This window comes from Aminobacter sp. P4_H6_2, assembly GCF_056400805.1.
This window is the reverse complement of the sequence record NZ_JBFUKO010000013.1, coordinates 1-19,248: the sequence shown is the minus strand read 5'-3', so window position 1 is coordinate 19,248 and position 19,248 is coordinate 1. Positions and strand designations below refer to the sequence as shown.

Below are 19,248 nucleotides of genomic sequence, written 5' to 3'. Positions count from 1 at the left end.
ATGATGGCTGATACGATGGTGGTTCAACGCACGTCGCGGCGCGGCGTCTGGGGCTGGATGTTCTTCGACTGGGCAGCGCAGCCCTTTTTCACCGTGGTCACCACTTTCATCTTCGGTCCCTACTTCGTCGCGCGCATGGCGACAGACCCGGCCATGGGGCAGGCGGCCTGGGGCTATGGCATCGCCGCCGCAGGCTTCGTCATCGCCATATTGTCGCCGGTGCTCGGCTCGATCGCCGACCAGACCGGCCCGCGCAAGCCGTGGATCGCCTTCTTTTCGGCGATCAAGATTTCCAGCCTGTGCCTGCTCTGGTATGCGGCTCCCGGCTCGCCGCTGGTGCCGGTGGTGCTGCTGTTTTCGCTCGCTTCGGTGGCGGCGGAGTTCTCGATCGTGTTCAACGATTCGATGATGCCGCGCCTGGTGTCGAAAGACGAAATCGGCAAGGTCTCCAACATCGCCTGGGGGCTGGGCTATCTCGGCGGCATGATCGTGCTGATCTTCGTCGTCGCCTTCATGGCGGCATCGCCTGAAACCGGCAAGACCATCATCGGCGCTGCACCGGTGTTCGGCCTCGACCCCGCGCTCGGCGAGGACGCCCGCGCGACGGGCCCGATTTCAGCGGTGTGGTATTTCATCTTCATCCTGCCGATGTTCTTCTTCACGCCCGACAGCGGCAAAGGCATCGCCATCCGCCCAGCCGTGCGCTTGGGTCTCAGCGAGCTCAAGGCGACGCTGGGCGAAGTGCGCCAGCGCACCGGCATCTTCCGCTTCCTCGTTGCCCGCATGATCTACCAGGACGGCGTCAACGCGCTGCTGGGCCTTGGCGGTGCCTTTGCCGCGGCGATGTTCGGCTGGTCGATCACCGAGATCGGCATCTACGGCATCATCTTGAACGTCATCGCCATCTTCGGCTGCCTCGTCGCCAGCCGGCTCGATACGAGCTTTGGTTCCAAGGTCGTGGTGGTCGTTTCGCTGGTGCTTTTGACGATCGCCACCATCGGCATCGTCTCGACAGGGCCCGGCTATACGCTCTTCGGCCTGTGGCAGATGCCGGGCACTGATACCGGTGGACTGTTTGGAACGCCGGCAGAAAAGGCCTACATCGCTTTCGGTCTGCTGGTCGGCATCGCCTTTGGGCCGGTGCAGGCGTCGTCGCGCTCCTACATGGCGCGCAGCGTTTCAGCAGACGAAGCCGGGCGCTATTTCGGGCTCTACGCGCTGTCCGGCAGGGCGACGAGCTTCGTCGCACCCTTTACGGTCGCTACAGTCACCGCATTGAGCAGCTCGCCACGCCTTGGCATGGCGACGATCATCATCTTCTTCGCCGTCGGGCTGGCCATGCTTTTGCGCACGCCCTATCCGGCTGACGAGGTGAAGTAGCTTTTTACCCTCTCACAAGGGGAGGGTAAAAATCTCAGTGCCGGAAATGCCTGACGCCGGTGAAGACCATGGCGATGCCGTGCTCGTCGGCAGCTGATATGACGTCGTCGTCACGCATCGATCCGCCTGGCTGTATGACGGCGGTGGCGCCTGCCTCGACCGCCGACAACAGACCGTCGGCGAAGGGGAAGAAGGCGTCGGAAGCAACGACCGAGCCCTTGGTCAGCGGCACGGCCAGGCCGGCGGCTTCAGCTGCATCGAGCGCCTTGCGGGCGGCGATACGGGCCGAATCGACGCGGCTCATCTGGCCAGCACCGACGCCGACGGTGGCGAGGTCGCGGGCATAGACGATGGCGTTCGACTTGACGTGCTTGGCGACACGGAAGGCAAACTTCAGGTCTTCCAGCTCGCGCTGGGTCGGCTGGCGCTTGGTCACCACCTGGAGTTCAAGCGCGTCGACGACAGCGTTGTCGCGCGACTGGACGAGCAGGCCACCGGCCACCGACTTGACGGCCACGCCAGCGCGATCCGGATCGGGCAGGCCGCCGGTGACAAGCAGGCGCAGGTTCTTCTTGGCGGCGATAATGGCCTGCGCCTCAGGCGTGGCGTCCGGCGCGATGATGACTTCGGTGAAGATCTTGACGATCTCTTCGGCGGCCTCGGCGTCGAGGATGCGGTTGAGCGCGACGATGCCGCCAAAGGCCGAGACAGGATCGCAGGCGAGCGCCTTGGCATAGGCCTCGACGAGGGTTGCGCCTTCGGCGACGCCGCACGGATTGGCGTGCTTGATGATGGCGACAGCAGCAGTGCGGACGGGATCGAATTCGCCGACGAGTTCGAACGCGGCATCGGTGTCGTTGATGTTGTTGTAGGAGAGCTGCTTGCCCTGCAATTGGGTCGCGGTGGCAACGCCGGGGCGCTTGTCGCCGGTCAGATAGAAGCCGGCGGACTGGTGCGGGTTTTCGCCATAACGCATGACGCTCGCAAGCTTGCCGCCGAAGGCGCGCCAGTCGGGCGTTTCGATCTCAAGCGCTTCGGCGAACCAGCCCGAGATCGCCGCGTCGTAGGCGGCAGTGCGCGCAAAGGCTTTGGCGGCGAGCTTCTTGCGGAACTCGTAGGACAGGCAGCCATTGTTGGCGACGATGGAGTCGAGCACGTCCTTATAGTCGGCCGGGTCAGTGACGATGGCGACATAGGCGTGGTTCTTGGCCGAGGCGCGGACCATGGCCGGACCGCCAATGTCGATGTTCTCTACGATCGAGGCGTAATGCGCACCGGAATTGCGCACTTCCTCGAAGGGATAGAGGTTGACCACGACCAGGTCGATCGGCTGGATGCCGTGTTCGGACATGGCCGCTATGTGCTCTGGGTCGTCGCGGACGGCGAGAAGTGCGCCATGGACCGAGGGATGCAGCGTCTTGACGCGGCCGTCCATGATCTCGGGAAAGCCGGTCAGCTCGGAAACGTCGCGGACAGCGATGCCTTCGGCGGCGATGGACTTGGCCGTGCCGCCCGTGGAGACGAGCTCGACACCGACATTGGCAAGGCTTTGGGCGAAACCGATCAGGCCGGTCTTGTCGGAGACCGACAGCAAAGCGCGGCGGATCGGCACGAGATCGGGCGCGGGGATCTTCTTGGAAATGACGGCCATGGGGTGTGGGCCTTTCACGGCAAGGTGGGAGATGCAGCTTGCGGGCGGCGTACCATATGAGGCCTCAAAATCAAGGCGCGCAGCGCCCTTCAATCAGTTTTCGAGGCGGCTGATGATGCGTGTGCGCGAGAACTGCCAGTGCACCTCGGAGATTTCCGATGCCTTGAAGGACAGCACGATCTGGCGCGAGCGGCGCGGTCCGCCGAGACCGGCGAAATAGATCGATTCCTCGACCTCGGCTGGAATGTCGGGCGAGATGAAGACCCAGGTGTCGATATCCGGGCCGGTCAGCACCAGCCGTTCCTTCTGGTCGCGAAACAGCTGGACGTCGGGATGGACATGGAAACGAACCGTGACGAGGTCGCGGCCTTTCTTGATCGGCGTGTTGCCGGCGCGAAGGATGCGGTCGCAGCCCGACAGGATGCTGCCTCCTGCCGCGAGGCTCAGTTCGCGCTCGTGGTGGAGGCCGAATCGCTGGGCGTAGCCGTCGTGGCGGGCCGTAAAGCCGTGGATGCCGGGCTTGTCGGTCCGTTGCGATGGCACCGACTTCGGTCCGCCGAAAAGCGGGCTGCCGAGCAGGCCGCTGATGCGCTGCGAATGGGCGAAGCTTGCCGACGATGTGTCGTTGATGGTGACAGTGGAGTGGGCGGCTGTGGCGCGCGCCAGGGGCTTGAGTTCGGCCAGGCCATAGGTGTCGACGCCGGCATTGACGATGTAGTGCTGGCGGCCCGACGACATCTCGAAGGCCAGGCAGCCGGCGTGGGCATAGTTCGACACCTCGATGGGAGGTGCCGTGCCCGTGTCGGCAATGACAGTCGTTCCGCCCATGGCCAGGCGCTCGTAGCCGGAATGGGTGGCATGCAAGGGCGGTGCGCCGGCGGTGTCGTCATGGCGCAGGATCGCGGCGATGCGGTCGTGGATGGTGGCGCCCATGCCGTTGAAGCGGGCAAGGCTGCCGTCCTGGTGGCGGAAGAAGCGCAGCGCCGGCAACATGCGCTCGACCGCATTGATCAGGGCCAGGGGGGGCTGTTCGGCCTGGTTGGCATAGGTGTGGCGCAGCGGCAGGAGGTCGGCGAGGATTTCCAGCACCGCCATCGGGTTGCGCGAGACATGTCCGCCGTCGGGCAGGATCTGGCGGTCGAGCTCGTCGGCGAGATTGCGGGTCGCCGAGCGCAGCGCGGAAACGGGCGCGGGCAGGGAGAGGGCGGCAAAGGCGAGCGCGATGCGCGCCCTGAGACGGTCCTTGCCAGCCGGCATTTCGCGCACCATCGACCTGAGATAGCGGATCTGCATCGCCAGCGAGCGGAGGAAAGCACGGTAGAAGGCGAATTCGGCACCCTGCAGCACCACCGAGGAATGCTGCAACCAGGCGATGACGCGTTTGGCGGTGGTCGCTGGCTCCCAGGCCGTGCCGGAGATGCGGTTGCCGTGCATGGCGATCCAGTCGGAAACCAACGCGCGGGCGTTCGCTGCGGCAAGTTCGGTGCCGGCGGCGCGCATGTGCCGCAACCAGCGAAAGCCATGCAGGCTGCGCTGCCAGCCGCGATTGGGAACATCGACGAGGAATGGCGACTGGCCGCCGGTCTCGACAAGATGGCCCGACAGCGGAAAGCGGCCATAGTAGATTTCGAGCGCGATCTGGGGATCGGCAAGGCGCAGGTCGGGCGGGGCGATCAGCACGCGCTCGGGCGTGCGCCCGGAGTAGCGCCAGCGATAGGCTGGACCGGCGCGCAGGCGCCGGCGCGCCTTACGCCAAAACTCCTTGGCGACGAGTGCCCAAAGGCGCGTCGTGTTGTCCGCCGCGATTGACAAGAACCCTCCTGACGCAACCTACGTCGTGGTCAAATTAGGTTGTTTCAATGGCGGGCGCGAGGGTGAATTTTTCGTAAACACCGGTTCGTCGCCTCAGGTGAGACGACGGAACCGCGCGGCAAAGAAACCGTCTAGACCGGAGATGGCCGGATTGCCGAGATCAAGGCCCGCCGGCGTGGTACGCAAAAAGCCTGTAGCGGTGACGAAATCGTCGATGCCCGCGACCTCGCCTACGCGAATCGGGTCGAGTTCGACCTTGCCCTTGTGATCAGCGAGGAAGCCGGCGATGAGTGCCTCGCCTTCCTCGGGATCGAGCGAGCAGTTGGAAAAGACGATCCTGCCGCCCGGCTTGACCAGCTTCAGCGTTGCGTCGAGCAGGGCGCGCTGGACGCCGGCGAGCTTGGTGATGTCGGCCGGCGACTTGGTCCACAACACGTCGGGGTGGCGGCGCACTGTACCGGTCGACGAGCAGGGTGCGTCGAGCAGCGCGGCATCGAACAGTTGTTCGGGCTCATAGACGAGGATATCGGCGTTGACCTTGTCGGCGTCGAGGCCGAGACGTTCGAGATTGCCGGTCAGGCGAGCGAGGCGGCTCTTGGATGCCTCGACGGCGGTGACCTTGGCGCCCGTGAGCACGAGCTGGGCGGTCTTGCCGCCGGGTGCGGCGCAAAGGTCGGCGACGCGCTGGCCGCTGACGTCACCGAACAGCCGAGCGGGCAAAGCTGCGGCGGCGTCCTGGACCCACCAGGCGCCCTCGGAGAAGCCGGGCAGTTCGGCGACAGGACCGGCCAAGCGCTCGATGCGTATCGAACCGGTGGGCAGCACGGTGCCGCCCAACTGCTCAGCCCATTTGGCGGGGTCGGATTTGGCGGTGAAATCGACAGGTGCCTCGATGCGGTGGGCGGCGAGGATCTGTTTTGCCTGCTCGGCACCGTAGGCGGCGGTCAGGCGCTCGACGAACCAGTCGGGTGCGTCGTTTGTCGTGGCCAGCATCTCAGGCAGTTCGGCAGCCTTGGCGCGCGCAAGGGTGCGCAGCACACCGTTGACCAGACCGGAGAAACGCACGGTGCGTGGGTCGGCCTTGGCGTGGGTGACGGCAAGGTCCACGGCAGCGCTGTCTGGAATGTCGAGGAACAGGATCTGAGCCGCCGCAACATGCAGGATATGGGAGAGCACCGTTGCATTGGCCGGCAGCGGCTTTTCCAGCCGGCGCGAGATCAGCTTGCCGATGGTGACACGATGGCGAAGGGCCGTGGCCAGGATCGCGCGGACCAGCGAACGGTCGCGCATATCGAGTGCGCGGAATTGCGGGTGGCCATGTTCGTGGTCGGTCAGGCCGTCGAGCGGTGTCTTGGCGTCGATGGTCGCGGCAAGCAGGCGGGCCGCCGCCATGCGCGCGGCGATGCCGGGAACGTCAGGAACGACAGACGGCCGGTTGCCCTTGTTGTCAGTGTTGCGTGCGCGGTTTCGCTTTTCGTCGCGCTGATCGGCGCTCACGACCTGGGGCCTTTCGGCCCGGACGGGTTGCGTCCCCAGGGGCCAGCCGGACGCGGCTTCTCGGGTTCCTGCTGATCGGCAGGACGTCCGCCCCAGGGACCTTGCTGGCTCGAAGGTGCGGTACGCTGCGCTGTCGGCTGCTGTGCCGTGCGCGGGGCCGAACGACCGACACCCTCATTCGCCATCGCCTGCAGGGCGGCGATGCGGTTTTCGGTGTTGGGGTGGGTCGAAAAAAGATTGTCCATGCGCTCGCCGGATAGAGGATTGATGATGAAGAGGGGAGCCATGGCTGGATTGCGCTCGGCTTCGGGGTTGTGGATGCGTTCGACGTTGCGGGCGATCTTGTCAAGGGCGGAAGCGAGCCAGAGCGGATTGCCGCAGATCTCGGCGCCGCGCCGATCGGCTGAATATTCGCGCGTCCGGCTGATCGCCATCTGCACCAGCATGGCAGCGAAAGGTGCGACGATCATCGCCACGAGCACGCCGATGAAGCCCAGCGGATTGTTGTTGTCGCGGTTGCCGCCGAAGAAGAAGGCGAAGTTGCCGAGCATCGAGATCGCGCCGGCAAGAGTCGCGGTGATCGTCATGATCAGCGTGTCGCGGTTTTCGATGTGGGCCAGTTCGTGCGCCATGACGGCTGCGACCTCTTCGTGGCTGAGGCGCTGCAACAGACCGGTGGAGGCGGCGACGGCGGCATTTTGCGGATTGCGGCCGGTGGCAAAGGCGTTGGGCTGCGGGCTGTCGATCAGGTAGACCTTGGGCATCGGCAGGTCGGCATTGGCGGCAAGGCCGCGCACTATGGCGTAATATTCGGGTGCGTTGCGCTCATCGACCTCGACGGCGTGGTTCATGCGCAGAACCATCTTGTCGGAGTTCCAGTAGCTGAACAGGTTCATGCCTGCCGCCATCAAGAAAGCGATGGTCATGCCGCCGGTACCGCCGATCAGGTAGCCGACGCCCATGAACAGTGCCGTCATGGTCGCCAGAAGCATCGCCGTCCGCATCATGTTCATCGTTTACTCCGTCCTTTTCCTTGCGCCAGGGTCGATCCCCGTGCCACGCTTCGCTATATGATGGGAGAGACGAGGGTGCGTTTCAATCATTTCCGAGGAATCCCATGAACGACGTCACACAGCAAACCGAGCTGGAGACACCCGCACCAAAGGAGCTTTCGCCGGCTGCCAAGCGCGCATTGGCGGAAGCCGAGGCGCGGCGCGAGGCCTATGAGGCTGAGCAGGCGAAGCTCCCCCGCGAGATTGGCGGTCGTGGCGGCAAGGAGCCCGGGCGCTATGGCGACTGGGAAATCAAGGGCCTGACCAGCGATTTTTGAGGCGCCTATCCTGCGATTGCTTGTCCGAGCAGCGGGTGGCGGGATCGATTTGGCTCGGATTTGCAGAAGGAGCGACCATGACGAAATCGGTGATTGCAGGACTGTTGTTTGCATCCCTGCTGGGAGCCCTGCCGGCGCAGGCTCAGACCAAAGAGCCGGCGACACCGCCGGAAAAATCGCTCAAGCTCTCCGAAATCATCGCCAAGATCGAAAAGCGCGACCAGTTCCGCTACATCTCCGAGATCGAGTGGGAGAGCGAAGGCTACTACGACGTGGTCTATTACACATTCGACAAGGCCAGGGTGGAGATCAAGATCGACCCGGTCAGCGGCGAGCCGAGGCTGTAGGCTAGCAAGACTCTGGGTTCGGAGATTGCGTATTGTCCAGAATAGGAATAAATACCTTGAATGGATTCGAGTCCCTTCAAGGTTGTGGCGGCATTTGCGGCGGTGTTCGCAAGCCTCTGTTTGCCATCTGCTGTGGAAGCCAAGCGGCGCGACAATTTCGTCGGGCCAGTGTCCGCGCGTGTTGTCGAGGTGCTCGACGGAGACACGTTCCTGGCCGACGCCGAGATCTGGCCTGGCCAGACGTTGCGGGTCAACATCCGCATCCGCGGCATTGATGCGCCTGAGATGAAGGCGCGATGCCGGGCGGAACGCGAGGCCGCCGATACTGCACGTGCAGCCTTGGCCCGGCTCGTCGCCGACGGCCCAGTATCCTTGTCGAACATAGGTGGTGCAAAATATTACGGCCGCGTGCTGGCCGACGTCAGCACCGAGGCCGGAGAGGCAATCGCTGCGACCATGATCGAGGACGGGCTGGTACGCGCCTATGGCGGCGGCAAGCGTGCGGGCTGGTGCGGGTAGCGATCGCCACCACTGAGATTGAGAGGCGAGGGAATGAGCCTGCCAAAGGAAAGGCCGCTCCCCTTGCAGGGAGCGGCCTCCGTGTTTCCGTCCATGGCGCGGCTCAGGCTGATTTGAGTCACCAGCCGCGCATCTCGCGCCTTAACGGGAAGACTGCTTCCCGAAAGGGCAATCCGCTGAGGCCACGTTCTGGAAAACGAAATCACTCGACATCGGATCACCTCCTTTCAGTTCGTTGAACACGAATAGCAAAGTGGGGTCTTTCCAGCCTTTTGACAAGTACGACCATCGCACTATGCACCACGTACGTATTTATGCCGCCACTGTGTGCTGTGCCTGAAACACGTCCTTGGCCGCGAACAGGCCGTTGAGTGCTGCCGGGAAACCCGCATAGACCGCCATCTGCATGATGACCTCGGTGATTTCATCGCGGCTGAGGCCGACATTCAGCCCGGCCTGGATGTGCACCTTGAGCTGCGGGGCAGCGTTGCCGAGCGCGGTCAGCGCGGCGATCGTTGCGATTTCGCGCGACCTGAGGTCGAGGCCGGGGCGCGAATAGATGTCGCCGAACGGAAATTCGATCAGGTAGCGGGCGAAATCGGGCGCGATGTCGGCGAGCGAGTCGACGACCCTGCGGCCGCCCTCGCCGTCGATTTCAGAGAGTGCGCGTGCGCCCCGCTCGAAGCGGCTTTCGATCTGATTGGTCATTTTGCGTCTCGATCCTTTTTTCAGCGTCGGCGTAGCCTGATATCTTGGCGTCGAGGACGAGGAGGTTGGCCTGAAGATCGGTGACATGGGCCGCCACCTTTTTTCGGTGTGCCACAAGCAAGGCGCGGCGCTCGGCGTCGGTGCTCGCACCTTGTTGGCGAAGAGCGGCGTAGCGCAGCATCTCGCGGATCGGCATGCCGGTTGCCTTGAGGCGGCCGAGAAATTCGATCCAGGTAAGGATCGAGACGTCATAGTCTCGCTGCCCCGACGCATCCTTGTCGGGCACAGGCAACAGGCCGATCTGCTCGTAGTAGCGGATCGTGTAGGCGGTCAGGCCCGAGCGCCTTGCGAGTTCGCCGATCTTCATGGTCAACCTTGTCTCGTTACGACGCTCGCAAGGCTAGGAGTTCGAGTGCACTCTAAGTCAAGGCCATTTTGACAAGTGGGTTGCGAACGGCCGGCCAATTGGTCAACATCGAGTTCTGGACCACGTTGTCGTTAAGTGCACTGGGGGCGGGAATGGATGCAGCAGACAAAGCGGCGCGGATCGTGCGAACCGTTGTCGAAAGCCTGGATCCGGGATTTGCGGTCAGGTTGTGGACCGGAGAGCGGATCGGCCCCGCCACTGGTCCGGTGCTCGCCATCAACGATCAGGACATCGTCTGGCAGGTCATCCGCCGCCCCTCGCTGTCGACGCTGATCGAGATGTGGATTGCCAAGACGATCGACGTGGAAGACGGATCGCTGTTCGATTTCTACGCGCTGCCGTCGGGCAAGCTGAAGACCAAGCTCAAGTCCCTGCCGAAGCTTGCGATCCTGCGCGACCTGCCGGCCGTGCTGTTTTCGCGAAAACAGATGGCGGCGCAAGCAGGGCTTGCCGGACGCAATCCCTACGTCAGCGGCTCAAGCAAGGAGGCGATCCAGCACCACTACGACATTTCCAACGCCTTCTACCGGCTCTTCCTCGACGAGCGCATGGTCTATAGCTGCGGCTATTTCACGGATTTCGCCAACAGCATTGACCAGGCGCAAGCCGACAAGCTCGACCATATCTGCCGCAAGCTTCGGCTGAAGCCAGGCGAGAGATTGCTCGACATTGGCTGCGGCTGGGGAGCGATGCTCATCCATGCCGCCAAACATTACGGCGTTGTCGGCCACGGCGTCTCGCTATCGGAAGCGCAGACCGCACTGGCCCGCGAGCGCATCCGCGCCGAGGGGCTGGAAGATCGCATCACCATCGAGATCAAATCCTACACCGAGCTTTCCGGCTCGTTCGACAAGATATCGTCGATCGGCATGTTCGAGCATCTGGGCCTTGCCAATCACGATGCCTATTTTTCGGCCGTGCATCGCCTGCTCAAACCGGGCGGCATCTACCTGCATCACGCCATCACCAAGCGCAGCAAAGGCAGCTTGAAAAAGACGCTGCACAAGGGGGCGGAATTCAAGGCGCTGGTCAAATACATCTTTCCCGGCGGCGAACTCGACACGATCGGCATGACCCTCGGCAATCTCGAGGCCCATGGTTTCCTCGTCTACGATGCCGAGAACCTCAGGGAGCACTATGCGCAAACGTGCCGCCTGTGGGCCGAGCGCCTGCATGCGCGCTTCGACGAGGCGATCGCCGAGGTCGGCGAGGCCAGGGCACGCCTTTGGCTGCTGTATCTGACTGGCTGCTCGGTGACTTTCGAACGCGGTTCGACGCAGATTTTCCAGACCGTCGTCACCAAACGGGCGCGTGGGCCGAGCGGCTTGCCGCCGACGCGGGCGGATCTATATCGCTGAAGCCAGCCAGCGAGCGATACAAACCCCTCGCGCCTTGGGACGCGAGGGGTTTTAGGCCAAAGGCCGGGGTCGTCTATCCCGCTATTTGGCCAGATCGACGGTCTCGAAGCGATGCGATCCCAGCGGGTCCATCACGTAACCGGTGACCTTCTTGGACATCGGCAAGGAGACGGTCGAGTGATCGAGTGTCGCCCAGGGCGCCTGCTCCTTGAAGATCAACTGAGCCTGCTCGTAGAGCTTGGCGCGCTCGGCCGGATCGACCGTCGTGCGGGCCTTTTGCAGGAGGTCTTCGAAGGGCTGGTGGCACCAGTTGGCAAAGTTTGAGCCGCCAACGCCGGCGCAGGAGAAGAAATAAGACAGCAGGTTGTCTGGGTCGCCATTGTCGCTGGTGCCGCCCAGGATGATTGCGCCGTCACGTTCCTTGTCGCGGGCACGCTTCAGATATTCGGCCCATTCATAAGACACGACTTCGACGCTGACGCCGACCTTCTGGAAGTCGGCCTGGATCAGTTCGGCGACGCGACGCGCGTTGGGCATGTAGGGCCGGCTGACCGGCATGGCCCAGACTTTCATCTTCAAGTCTTTGACGCCTGCGTCGTCGAGCATCTTCTTGGCAGCGACCGGATCGTAAGGGTCGTCGACGACAGCATCGTTGTATCCCGACATCGCCGGCGGGATCGGGTTCTTGGCGACTTCGCCGAGATCCTGGAACACCGCCTGCAGGATGGCCTTCTTGTCGATAGCCATGTTCAGCGCTTTGCGCACTTCGATCTTGTCGAATGGCGGGGTCAAGGTGTTGTAGGCGAGGTAGGCGACGTTGAGGCCTGGCTTTTCCATGACCACCAGGTTGGGGTCGGCCTTGAGGCTGGGAACATCAGCGGGTGCCGGATAGGCGGCGACCTGGCATTCGCCAGCTCTCAGGCGCTGCATGCGCGTTGTGGCATCGGCGGTGATGGCGAAAACGAGTTCGTCCAGCTTCGGCTTGGTTCCCCAATATGTCGGGTTGGCCTTGAAGCGCACCGCGGCATCCTGCTGGTAGCCGACAAACTGAAACGGCCCGGTGCCGATTGGCTCGGAATTCAGCTTTTCCGGTGTTCCCGTAGCAGCGAGCTTGTCGGCATATTCCTTGGACAGGATCGAACCCAGATCCATCGCAAGGTTGGAGAGAATGGAGGCATTCGGCTGGCTGAGTACCAGCTGGACTGTGTGGTCGTCGACCTTGGAGATGTTCTTGACGGTCGATTGCATGTCCATGCCGGCATACATTTCGTAGTTCGCGCCGGTGACGTACTGGTGCCAGGGGTTGTCGGTGAGGCGCTGGCGGTCGAAGGAAAACACCACGTCGTCAGCGTTCATGTCGCGTGTCGGCGTGAAGTAGTCGGTGGTCTGGAATTTCACGCCGGGACGAAGCTTGAATGTGTAGGTCAGCATGTCGTCGGAAACGGTCCAGCTCTCGGCCAGGCCAGGAAGCAGCTTCGTCGTGCCGTTTTCAAATTCGACCAGCCGGCCATAGATCGGCTTCGAGGACGCATCCCAGGTGCTGTTGGTCGAGTAGAGCGCTGGATCGAAGCCTTCCGGTGCAGCCTCCGAACAATAGACAAGCGTCTTGGCGGACGCCTGGCCGCCAAGCAGGATGGCGGCAGCGGCCACAGCGGAAAAATACATGGCAGCCCGAACCGAGCTGCGTTTCAAGGACTTCATCAGGTTCTCCCTATGGGTGTTCTGATATCAAAGCGGGGTTGATAGGGGCTTTGGCTCAGTCGGCGCGCCCGGCTCGTGTGTCGAGCCCGCGGCCTGGCCGCCAGACCGGATCGGGCTGCGTCCACAGGATCGGGTCGACGATCAATTTGGCGAGTTCCCTGGCCTGCAGATCGAGGAAACGCTCGCCCTTTTCCGCGGTGCCCTTGGCAGGTACGCCCCATGTGCCGGTGTTGGGCGCCCGTTCGGAAAACGAATAGAAGCGATGCGCGGCATGCGGCGCCTCGTTCTTTCCAGCTTCGGCATTGAAAGCTTCTTCGAACTTGTCGGTTTTGACGGTGTCGGGCGAGATCGCCAGCATCACCGACGCTTCTCCTTCGCAGGCATGCTTTGGGCCGTTGTCCGATTCAAACAGTGCTGCCGTTTCCTCTGGCGCGAGGAACCATGGCGTCGTGTAGACGATCGGCATGTCGTATTCGACGGCCAGTTCGCGGGTCGACATAGCCAGCGGATCGATGTTGCCGCCGTGGCCATTGACGATGAGAAGGCGCGTAAAACCGATCGCCTTGAGCGAGCGGACAATCGACTTGAGGACGTGGAAATAGGCGGTGTAGTCGAGGCTGATCGTGCCGCCGAAAGGCAAATGATGCTCGCTCATGCCAAGCCAAAGGCCAGGCAGCACCGCCAAGGGTACCTGTTCATCCACCAGGCGCGCAGCACGTCGGGCCGCAGCTTCTGCGCTCGCCGTATCCGTTATGACGGGCAGATGAGGGCCGTGCTGCTCCAGCGAACCAACAGGCAGGATGGCGATGGCRTTTCCACGTGCCGCGATTTCGCGCAACTCGGGCGCAGTCATGCGCGCCCATTCGATTTCCCGGGCCATGAAGCCTCCTAGCTCGATGTGAAAAATATTATTCTATACGAAAATATTTTTCCTAGTTGGTCAATAGCTAGCCTGGGGTAACGCATGGACCAAGCTCAGGAGCGTGCCGGATCATGCGCAACGCTGCGCGCCGCCTTGCTGCAGCAGGCAGGTGACATCATGCGTGGCGATGGCAATGAGGGCGGCTGGCCGATTGTGCTGGCCAAGATCGGCTGCTGAGCAGCAAGGAAATCCCCCCGCGCCATTGCGGCGCGAGGGGATGAGCGGGTCAGCCCCGCTTGTTCTGGCGGTTGGCGACGAGATCGTCGACGACGGCCGGATCGGCCAGCGTCGAGGTGTCGCCGAGGGCGCCAAAGTCGTCTTCGGCGATCTTGCGCAGGATGCGGCGCATGATCTTGCCGGAACGGGTCTTGGGCAGGCCCGGCGAGAACTGGATCTTGTCGGGCGAAGCGATGGCGCCGATCTCCTTGCGGACATGGGCGACAAGTTCCTTGCGCAGGTCCTCGGTGGCCTCGACGCCTGCCATCAGCGTGACGTAGCTGTAGATGCCCTGGCCCTTTATGTCGTGCGGATAGCCGACGACAGCGGCTTCAGAGACCTTGTCGTGGCTGACAAGTGCCGACTCGACCTCGGCGGTGCCCATGCGATGGCCCGAGACGTTGATGACGTCGTCGACGCGGCCGGTGATCCAGTAGTAGCCGTCGTCATCGCGGCGGCAGCCGTCGCCGGTGAAGTATTTGCCCTTGTAGGTAGCGAAGTAGGTCTGGATGAAGCGTTCATGGTCGCCATAGACCGTGCGCATCTGGCCCGGCCAGGAATCGGCGATGCACAGATTGCCGTCGGCAGCGCCTTCCAGAAGCTTGCCWTCATTGTCGACAAGTTCGGGAACCACGCCGAAGAACGGCCGCGTCGCCGAGCCGGGCTTGAGGTCGGTGGCACCCGGCAGCGGCGTGATCAGGATGCCGCCTGTTTCAGTCTGCCACCAGGTGTCGACGATCGGCACCTTCTTTTCGCCGACGACGTTGTAATACCACTCCCAGGCTTCCGGATTGATCGGCTCGCCGACCGAACCCAGAACGCGGAGGCTCTTGCGCGAGGTCTTTTTCACATGGTCGTCGCCAGCACCCATCAAGGCGCGGATGGCGGTGGGGGCGGTGTAGAAGATGTTGACCTTGTGCTTGTCGACGACGTCCCAGAAGCGCGAGGCCGAGGGGTAGTTCGGCACGCCTTCGAACATCAGCGTGGTCGCGCCATTGGCGAGCGGGCCGTAGACGATGTAGCTGTGGCCGGTGACCCAGCCGACATCGGCGGTGCACCAGTAGACGTCGCCATCATGGTAGTCGAACACGTACTGGTGGGTCATCGAGGCGTAGACGAGGTAGCCGCCGGTCGTGTGCAGTACGCCCTTGGGCTTGCCGGTCGAGCCTGAGGTATAGAGGATGAACAGCGGGTCCTCGGCCTTCATCTTCTCGGGCTTGCATTCAGGCTTAACCGAGCGAACCTCGTCGTGATGCCAAAGATCGCGACCGTCGTACCAGCTGATCTTTCCGGCGGTGCGGCGAACCACGAGCACATTCTTGACCACCACGCCTTCGCGTCCGGCAATCGAGATCGCCCTGTCGGTGTTTTCCTTGAGCGGGATCGTCTTGCCGCCGCGAAGGCCTTCATCGGCGGTGATGACGAAGGTCGATTCGCAGTCAACGATGCGGCCGGCGAGCGCGTCGGGCGAGAAGCCGCCGAAGACGATCGAGTGGATGGCGCCGATGCGCGTGCAGGCGAGCATCGCGTAGGCCGCCTCAGGGATCATCGGCATGTAGATGGTGACGCGGTCGCCCTTCTTGACGCCGTGCTTCTTCATCACATTGGCGAGGCGGCAGACGTGCTCGTAAAGCTCGTTATAGGTGATCTTCTTGTCGTCGTAGGGGTTGTCGCCCTCCCAGATGATGGCGGTCTGGTTGCCACGCTTCTTGAGGTGGCGGTCGATGCAATTATAGGAGACGTTGGTCAGCCCGTCCTCGAACCACTTGATCGAAACCTTGCCGTCGAAGGAGGTGTTCTTGACCTTGGTATAGGGCTTGAACCAGTCGATGCGCTTGCCGTGCTTGCCCCAGAACTTGTCGGGGTTCTTGATGCTGTCACCATACCATTTCAGGTAGGTGTCATTGTCGATGAGCGCATTGTTCTTCCACGCCGGCTGGACGCGGTGGACACGGACTTCGGACATTTCTTTCCCTTCCTCCCGGAAACGATCCGGCGGCTCCTGATGGCCGGCGGACGGCGACTCTGGGCCGCACGTTGGCGCGCATTATTATCAATTTGCAGTGCGCCACAATATTAGACATTGGATTTGCCTCGCATCATTGCATAGCGGCATGTCGCTGCCGTTGTAAGACGATTAGCAATGATGGCAAGCGGCTGCTAAAGTGCTGATATCTTGGAACTTTCGCATTCGGATTTCGTTGTTTTTAGCAGACGGTTAACCATCGCGGCGCAGACTCATGCCGAGGGACCGTTCGACACGGAAGGCTTGCGATGCGCGACGCTTCTGAACTGGAACTGATGCTCAAGGGCTACGGCCTGACCACAGCCGAGATCTTCTACCATCTGCCCGACCACCCCCATGTGCTGCAGACTTTCATCTGGCAGGACTACGATCTGGCGCCCAAATTCCCGATACTGTTTGGCTTTATCGAATTCTGGCGGGCCAAGCTCGATGGCCCGCTGCATTCGGTGCACTACACCCACCGCAAGCTGATCGCGCCGAACGAATGGCGTAAGGTCGACGGCGAATTTTTGATGCATTGAAACGCGGCGACCAAAAGGCCGCCGCTGCCATTGTGGATCACGCCTTGGGCACGAACGGGGCCGGACGCCGGCCTGCCGACTGTCGCTCGACCATCCAGCCGGGGTACTCGGCAGGCAGAGCGCTGGCCGCATCGAGGCGGGCAAGATCGTCCGCATCAAGACGCAGCTCGGTCGAGGCCAGGTTCTGCTCGAGCTGCTCCATGCGGCTTGCACCGATGATGACGCTCATCACGAAAGGCTTGGCCAGGACATAGCCGAGCGCGACGGTCGCAACCGAGACGTCGTGCTTCTTGGCGATCTCGCGCATGACCGCGACCGCAGCCCAGGCGCGCTCCTCATTGACCGGCGGGAAATTGAAGGTAGCGCGGCGGCCTTCGCCATTRCCCGGTGCGCCAGGTCCGTATTTGCCGGAGAGCAGGCCTCCGGCCATCGGCGACCAGACCATCAGGCCAAGCTTTTCTTCGTTGAGCAAGGGCACGATTTCGCGTTCGAGGTCGCGGCCGGCGATGGAGTAGTAGGCCTGCACGGTCTCGAAACGGGCGAAACCCCYTTTCTCGGAAATGCCCAGCGCCTTGGCGATCCGCCACGCCTGCCAATTCGAGACGCCGACATAGCGCGTCTTGYCGCTGGCAACGAGGTCGTCGAGCGCCCTCAGCGTCTCGTCGATGGGCGTCACCGTGTCGGTGCCATGCAACTGGTAGAGGTCGATATGGTCGGTCTGCAGGCGTTCGAGGCTGGCATCGATGGCATCCATGATGTGGCCGCGCGAGGAGCCGCGATGGTTTGGCCCGTCGCCCATCACGCCATGAACCTTGGTGGCGATCACGACATCCTGGCGCCTGACGCCGAGATTGCGCAGCGACTGGCCAAGCAGGCGTTCGGATTGTCCGCGCGAATAGACATCAGCGGTGTCGAAAAAATTGACCCCGGCGGCGAGCGAACGCTGGACGATACCGTCGACCCCATCCTGTTCGAGGCTGGCGATGTTGCCCCATTGGGCGTTTTGGCCGGCCGATCCGAACGTCATGGTGCCGAGGCAAATTTCGGAGACGAACATCCCCGTATTTCCGAGTTGGTTGTAGCGCATGCGACCGCTCCGAGATGTTGGGATGACACATTGGCATGTGGGACGGATGCGCTCGGTGTCAAATACTTATCGGGCGCCAACTGTTGCGGCGCAGCCTCCTCCGAGAGGTGCGGCACGTTTTGCGTCGAATGCTGCTCAAACAAGGGTGCGTCCTCGGCAGCTCATGTTAGTATAGTCTGATGGAGTGGGCTCTTCTCAACGAGAATTGATATGCCTGAGTCAGGGGATGCTTGGGTTCTGATCTTTTCAGATGGAACCGGTCAACGCGGCGTCCGCGCCGATCAGGTCGAAAAAGTCGGCGACCAGCGGATCAAGAACACCAATGTGTTTCAGATGTACTCGGCCGTCGATGGCCGGCCAGGCTTCCGCGCCTTCTACGATGCCGGGCTGGGCGCGCCGGAACAAGGCACGTGGGATTGGACGCGCACGCTGCGCAATCTCTGGAGCAAGGCAACCGGCTGGGGCATCACGGCGAACATCGTCGATTGCTACGAAGCGCTGATGATTGCGTGGGAGCCGGGCATGAAGGTCGGTTTCTTCGGCTTCAGCCGTGGCGCCTACACTGTGCGCTGCCTCGGTGGCGTGCTGGCAACCTGCGGCATCGCCCGGGCGGACAAGGGCTCGCCCATCTCCAGGGACAAGGAGGGTGCCGGCGCCAAAAGGCGCCGTGCCATCGCCCAAGAAGCGGTCRCAGCCTACAAGATCAAGGAAAAGGCCGAGCGACGAAAGGCGGGCGCCTATTTCAGCATCAAATATGCTGCCGCACCTGTGATGCCCACGGTGATCGGCGTGTTCGACACGGTGCGGGCGCTCGGCCTGCCGGGCATCATGAATGTGGTCAATCCCTACAAGCAGGAGTTCCACGACAACGAGTTGTCGATACGGGTGCCGGTCGGCCTGCACGCGCTTTCGATTGATGAGGACCGCAAGACATTTGCTCCGGTGCGATGGGATGACGTCGATGCCCGGGGCAGGGCAGCGGGCCAGGTGGTCGAAGAATGCTGGTTTCCAGGCGTGCATTCCGACATTGGCGGCGGATATGACGACGACGACAGTCTCGCCGCGCTCAGCCTAGGCTGGATGCTGGACAGGCTGCGCGAGTTGGCGGGGCTCGACTTTCCGATGACAGTCGACCTCGACGGAAAGGTGCTCGGTCTGGCGCATGACGAACGCACAGGTCTGGGGATATTCTGGTTGCCGGGGGAGCGTTCGATACGGGCAAAGGCGGTCGATGTCGACCTGCTTTGCCCCGACATCGAGGCGCGCTTCGACAATTACAGGCCCCTTTATCGGCCGCCCCCGCTCAGTGAGCATCCGCGCGCGAAACGCAATTATTGACGCAACTGCGTGTCGCGAGATGCGCTGGCACAACCAAATGCAGGCTCCAAGAAGGCTGGGCCGATTGCAGGCCGGGTTCAGGACGGGTATTCCGCAATGAGAACTTTCCGCCAACCCCTTCACGCTTGGCGAGTTAGAGGGAGAGAAAAATGAACATGAAAACCTTTGCGGGCGCACTTGCCGCATCGCTTGCGTTTGCGTCCGTGGCGCATGCCGACATCACCATCGGCCTTGTCGCACCGCTGACCGGCCCGGTCGCCGCCTATGGCGATCAGGTCAAGAACGGCGCCCAGGCTGCCGTCGATGCCATTAACGAAAAGGGTGGCATCCTCGGCGAAAAGATCGTGCTGAAGCTCGCTGACGACGCCGGCGATCCAAAGCAGGGCGTTTCGGCAGCCAACCTGCTGG

The 19,248-nt window shown here is 62.5% G+C and carries 19 protein-coding genes; 9 read left to right on the top strand and 10 right to left on the bottom strand.

Annotation, left to right across the window (positions count from 1 at the left end):
* Positions 1-1,380, top strand: coding sequence for an MFS transporter (locus tag AC1DUU_RS02385; protein WP_476781811.1), 1,380 nt, complete (start codon positions 1-3; stop codon positions 1,378-1,380).
* 34 nt (positions 1,381-1,414) lie between these two features.
* On the opposite strand, the gene purH is transcribed toward AC1DUU_RS02385, so the two are convergent.
* From purH to htpX, 4 genes are all read right to left on the bottom strand, one after another.
* Positions 1,415-3,031 (bottom strand): bifunctional phosphoribosylaminoimidazolecarboxamide formyltransferase/IMP cyclohydrolase, encoded by a 1,617-nt coding sequence (purH, locus tag AC1DUU_RS02380; protein WP_476781810.1) that lies wholly within the window; start codon positions 3,029-3,031, stop codon positions 1,415-1,417.
* A gap of 93 nt (positions 3,032-3,124) precedes the next feature.
* The gene (locus AC1DUU_RS02375) at positions 3,125-4,843 is read right to left on the bottom strand and encodes a heparinase II/III family protein (protein WP_476781809.1); all 1,719 of its coding nucleotides are present in this window, start codon (positions 4,841-4,843) and stop codon (positions 3,125-3,127) included.
* Between the two features lie 93 nt (positions 4,844-4,936).
* Complete coding sequence (locus AC1DUU_RS02370; RefSeq protein ID WP_476781808.1) at positions 4,937-6,340, bottom strand: RsmB/NOP family class I SAM-dependent RNA methyltransferase; 1,404 nt, start codon at positions 6,338-6,340, stop codon at positions 4,937-4,939.
* On the bottom strand, positions 6,337-7,353 hold the full coding sequence (gene htpX / locus AC1DUU_RS02365) for a zinc metalloprotease HtpX (RefSeq protein WP_476781807.1): 1,017 nt from the start codon (positions 7,351-7,353) through the stop codon (positions 6,337-6,339). Before htpX ends, AC1DUU_RS02370 begins: the two co-directional genes overlap by 4 nt.
* A gap of 104 nt (positions 7,354-7,457) precedes the next feature.
* On the opposite strand from htpX, the gene AC1DUU_RS02360 reads away from it, so the two are divergent.
* The 3 genes from AC1DUU_RS02360 (at position 7,458) to AC1DUU_RS02350 (ending at position 8,536) form a co-directional block, all read left to right on the top strand.
* Entirely contained in the window at positions 7,458-7,670 is a 213-nt protein-coding gene (locus tag AC1DUU_RS02360) for a DUF1674 domain-containing protein (protein ID WP_476781806.1), read from the top strand.
* A 77-nt stretch (positions 7,671-7,747) separates the two neighbouring features.
* The gene (locus tag AC1DUU_RS02355; RefSeq protein ID WP_476781805.1) at positions 7,748-8,017 is read left to right on the top strand and encodes a PepSY domain-containing protein; all 270 of its coding nucleotides are present in this window, start codon (positions 7,748-7,750) and stop codon (positions 8,015-8,017) included.
* Between the two features lie 60 nt (positions 8,018-8,077).
* Positions 8,078-8,536: a thermonuclease family protein gene (locus AC1DUU_RS02350; protein WP_476781804.1), complete on the top strand. Its 459-nt coding sequence runs from the start codon at positions 8,078-8,080 to the stop codon at positions 8,534-8,536.
* A gap of 312 nt (positions 8,537-8,848) precedes the next feature.
* Here the strand turns inward: AC1DUU_RS02350 and AC1DUU_RS02345 are convergent, their stop codons facing one another.
* Both AC1DUU_RS02345 and AC1DUU_RS02340 read right to left on the bottom strand, forming a co-directional pair.
* Complete coding sequence (locus tag AC1DUU_RS02345; protein WP_476781803.1) at positions 8,849-9,244, bottom strand: carboxymuconolactone decarboxylase family protein; 396 nt, start codon at positions 9,242-9,244, stop codon at positions 8,849-8,851.
* Positions 9,192-9,611 (bottom strand): MerR family transcriptional regulator, encoded by a 420-nt coding sequence (locus AC1DUU_RS02340; RefSeq protein ID WP_476781817.1) that lies wholly within the window; start codon positions 9,609-9,611, stop codon positions 9,192-9,194. The genes AC1DUU_RS02345 and AC1DUU_RS02340 overlap by 53 nt, the downstream gene beginning before the upstream one ends.
* 152 nt (positions 9,612-9,763) lie before the next feature.
* Here AC1DUU_RS02340 and AC1DUU_RS02335 point away from each other — a divergent pair, with 152 nt between their 5' ends.
* Complete coding sequence (locus tag AC1DUU_RS02335; RefSeq protein WP_476781802.1) at positions 9,764-11,029, top strand: class I SAM-dependent methyltransferase; 1,266 nt, start codon at positions 9,764-9,766, stop codon at positions 11,027-11,029.
* 81 nt (positions 11,030-11,110) lie between these two features.
* On the opposite strand, the gene AC1DUU_RS02330 is transcribed toward AC1DUU_RS02335, so the two are convergent.
* Entirely contained in the window at positions 11,111-12,730 is a 1,620-nt protein-coding gene (locus AC1DUU_RS02330) for an ABC transporter substrate-binding protein (RefSeq protein ID WP_476781801.1), read from the bottom strand.
* A gap of 55 nt (positions 12,731-12,785) precedes the next feature.
* Positions 12,786-13,610, bottom strand: coding sequence for a creatininase family protein (locus tag AC1DUU_RS02325; protein ID WP_476781800.1), 825 nt, complete (start codon positions 13,608-13,610; stop codon positions 12,786-12,788).
* 84 nt (positions 13,611-13,694) lie between these two features.
* On the opposite strand from AC1DUU_RS02325, the gene AC1DUU_RS02320 reads away from it, so the two are divergent.
* The gene (locus AC1DUU_RS02320) at positions 13,695-13,829 is read left to right on the top strand and encodes a hypothetical protein (RefSeq protein WP_476781799.1); all 135 of its coding nucleotides are present in this window, start codon (positions 13,695-13,697) and stop codon (positions 13,827-13,829) included.
* 49 nt (positions 13,830-13,878) lie between these two features.
* Here the strand turns inward: AC1DUU_RS02320 and acs are convergent, their stop codons facing one another.
* Positions 13,879-15,834, bottom strand: coding sequence for an acetate--CoA ligase (acs, locus tag AC1DUU_RS02315; RefSeq protein ID WP_476781798.1), 1,956 nt, complete (start codon positions 15,832-15,834; stop codon positions 13,879-13,881).
* 308 nt (positions 15,835-16,142) lie between these two features.
* Here acs and AC1DUU_RS02310 point away from each other — a divergent pair, with 308 nt between their 5' ends.
* Positions 16,143-16,415, top strand: coding sequence for an usg protein (locus tag AC1DUU_RS02310; RefSeq protein ID WP_476781797.1), 273 nt, complete (start codon positions 16,143-16,145; stop codon positions 16,413-16,415).
* Positions 16,416-16,452: 37 nt separating this feature from the next.
* Here AC1DUU_RS02310 and AC1DUU_RS02305 read toward each other — a convergent pair whose 3' ends face one another.
* Entirely contained in the window at positions 16,453-17,502 is a 1,050-nt protein-coding gene (locus AC1DUU_RS02305) for an aldo/keto reductase (protein WP_476781796.1), read from the bottom strand.
* 210 nt (positions 17,503-17,712) lie between these two features.
* Here AC1DUU_RS02305 and AC1DUU_RS02300 point away from each other — a divergent pair, with 210 nt between their 5' ends.
* Together AC1DUU_RS02300 and AC1DUU_RS02295 are read left to right on the top strand one after the other, a co-directional pair.
* Positions 17,713-18,840, top strand: a complete 1,128-nt coding sequence (locus tag AC1DUU_RS02300) for a phospholipase effector Tle1 domain-containing protein (RefSeq protein WP_476781795.1) — start codon at positions 17,713-17,715, stop codon at positions 18,838-18,840.
* Between the two features lie 149 nt (positions 18,841-18,989).
* On the top strand, positions 18,990-19,248 hold a 259-nt coding region (locus AC1DUU_RS02295), incomplete at its 3' end, for an ABC transporter substrate-binding protein (RefSeq protein WP_476781794.1).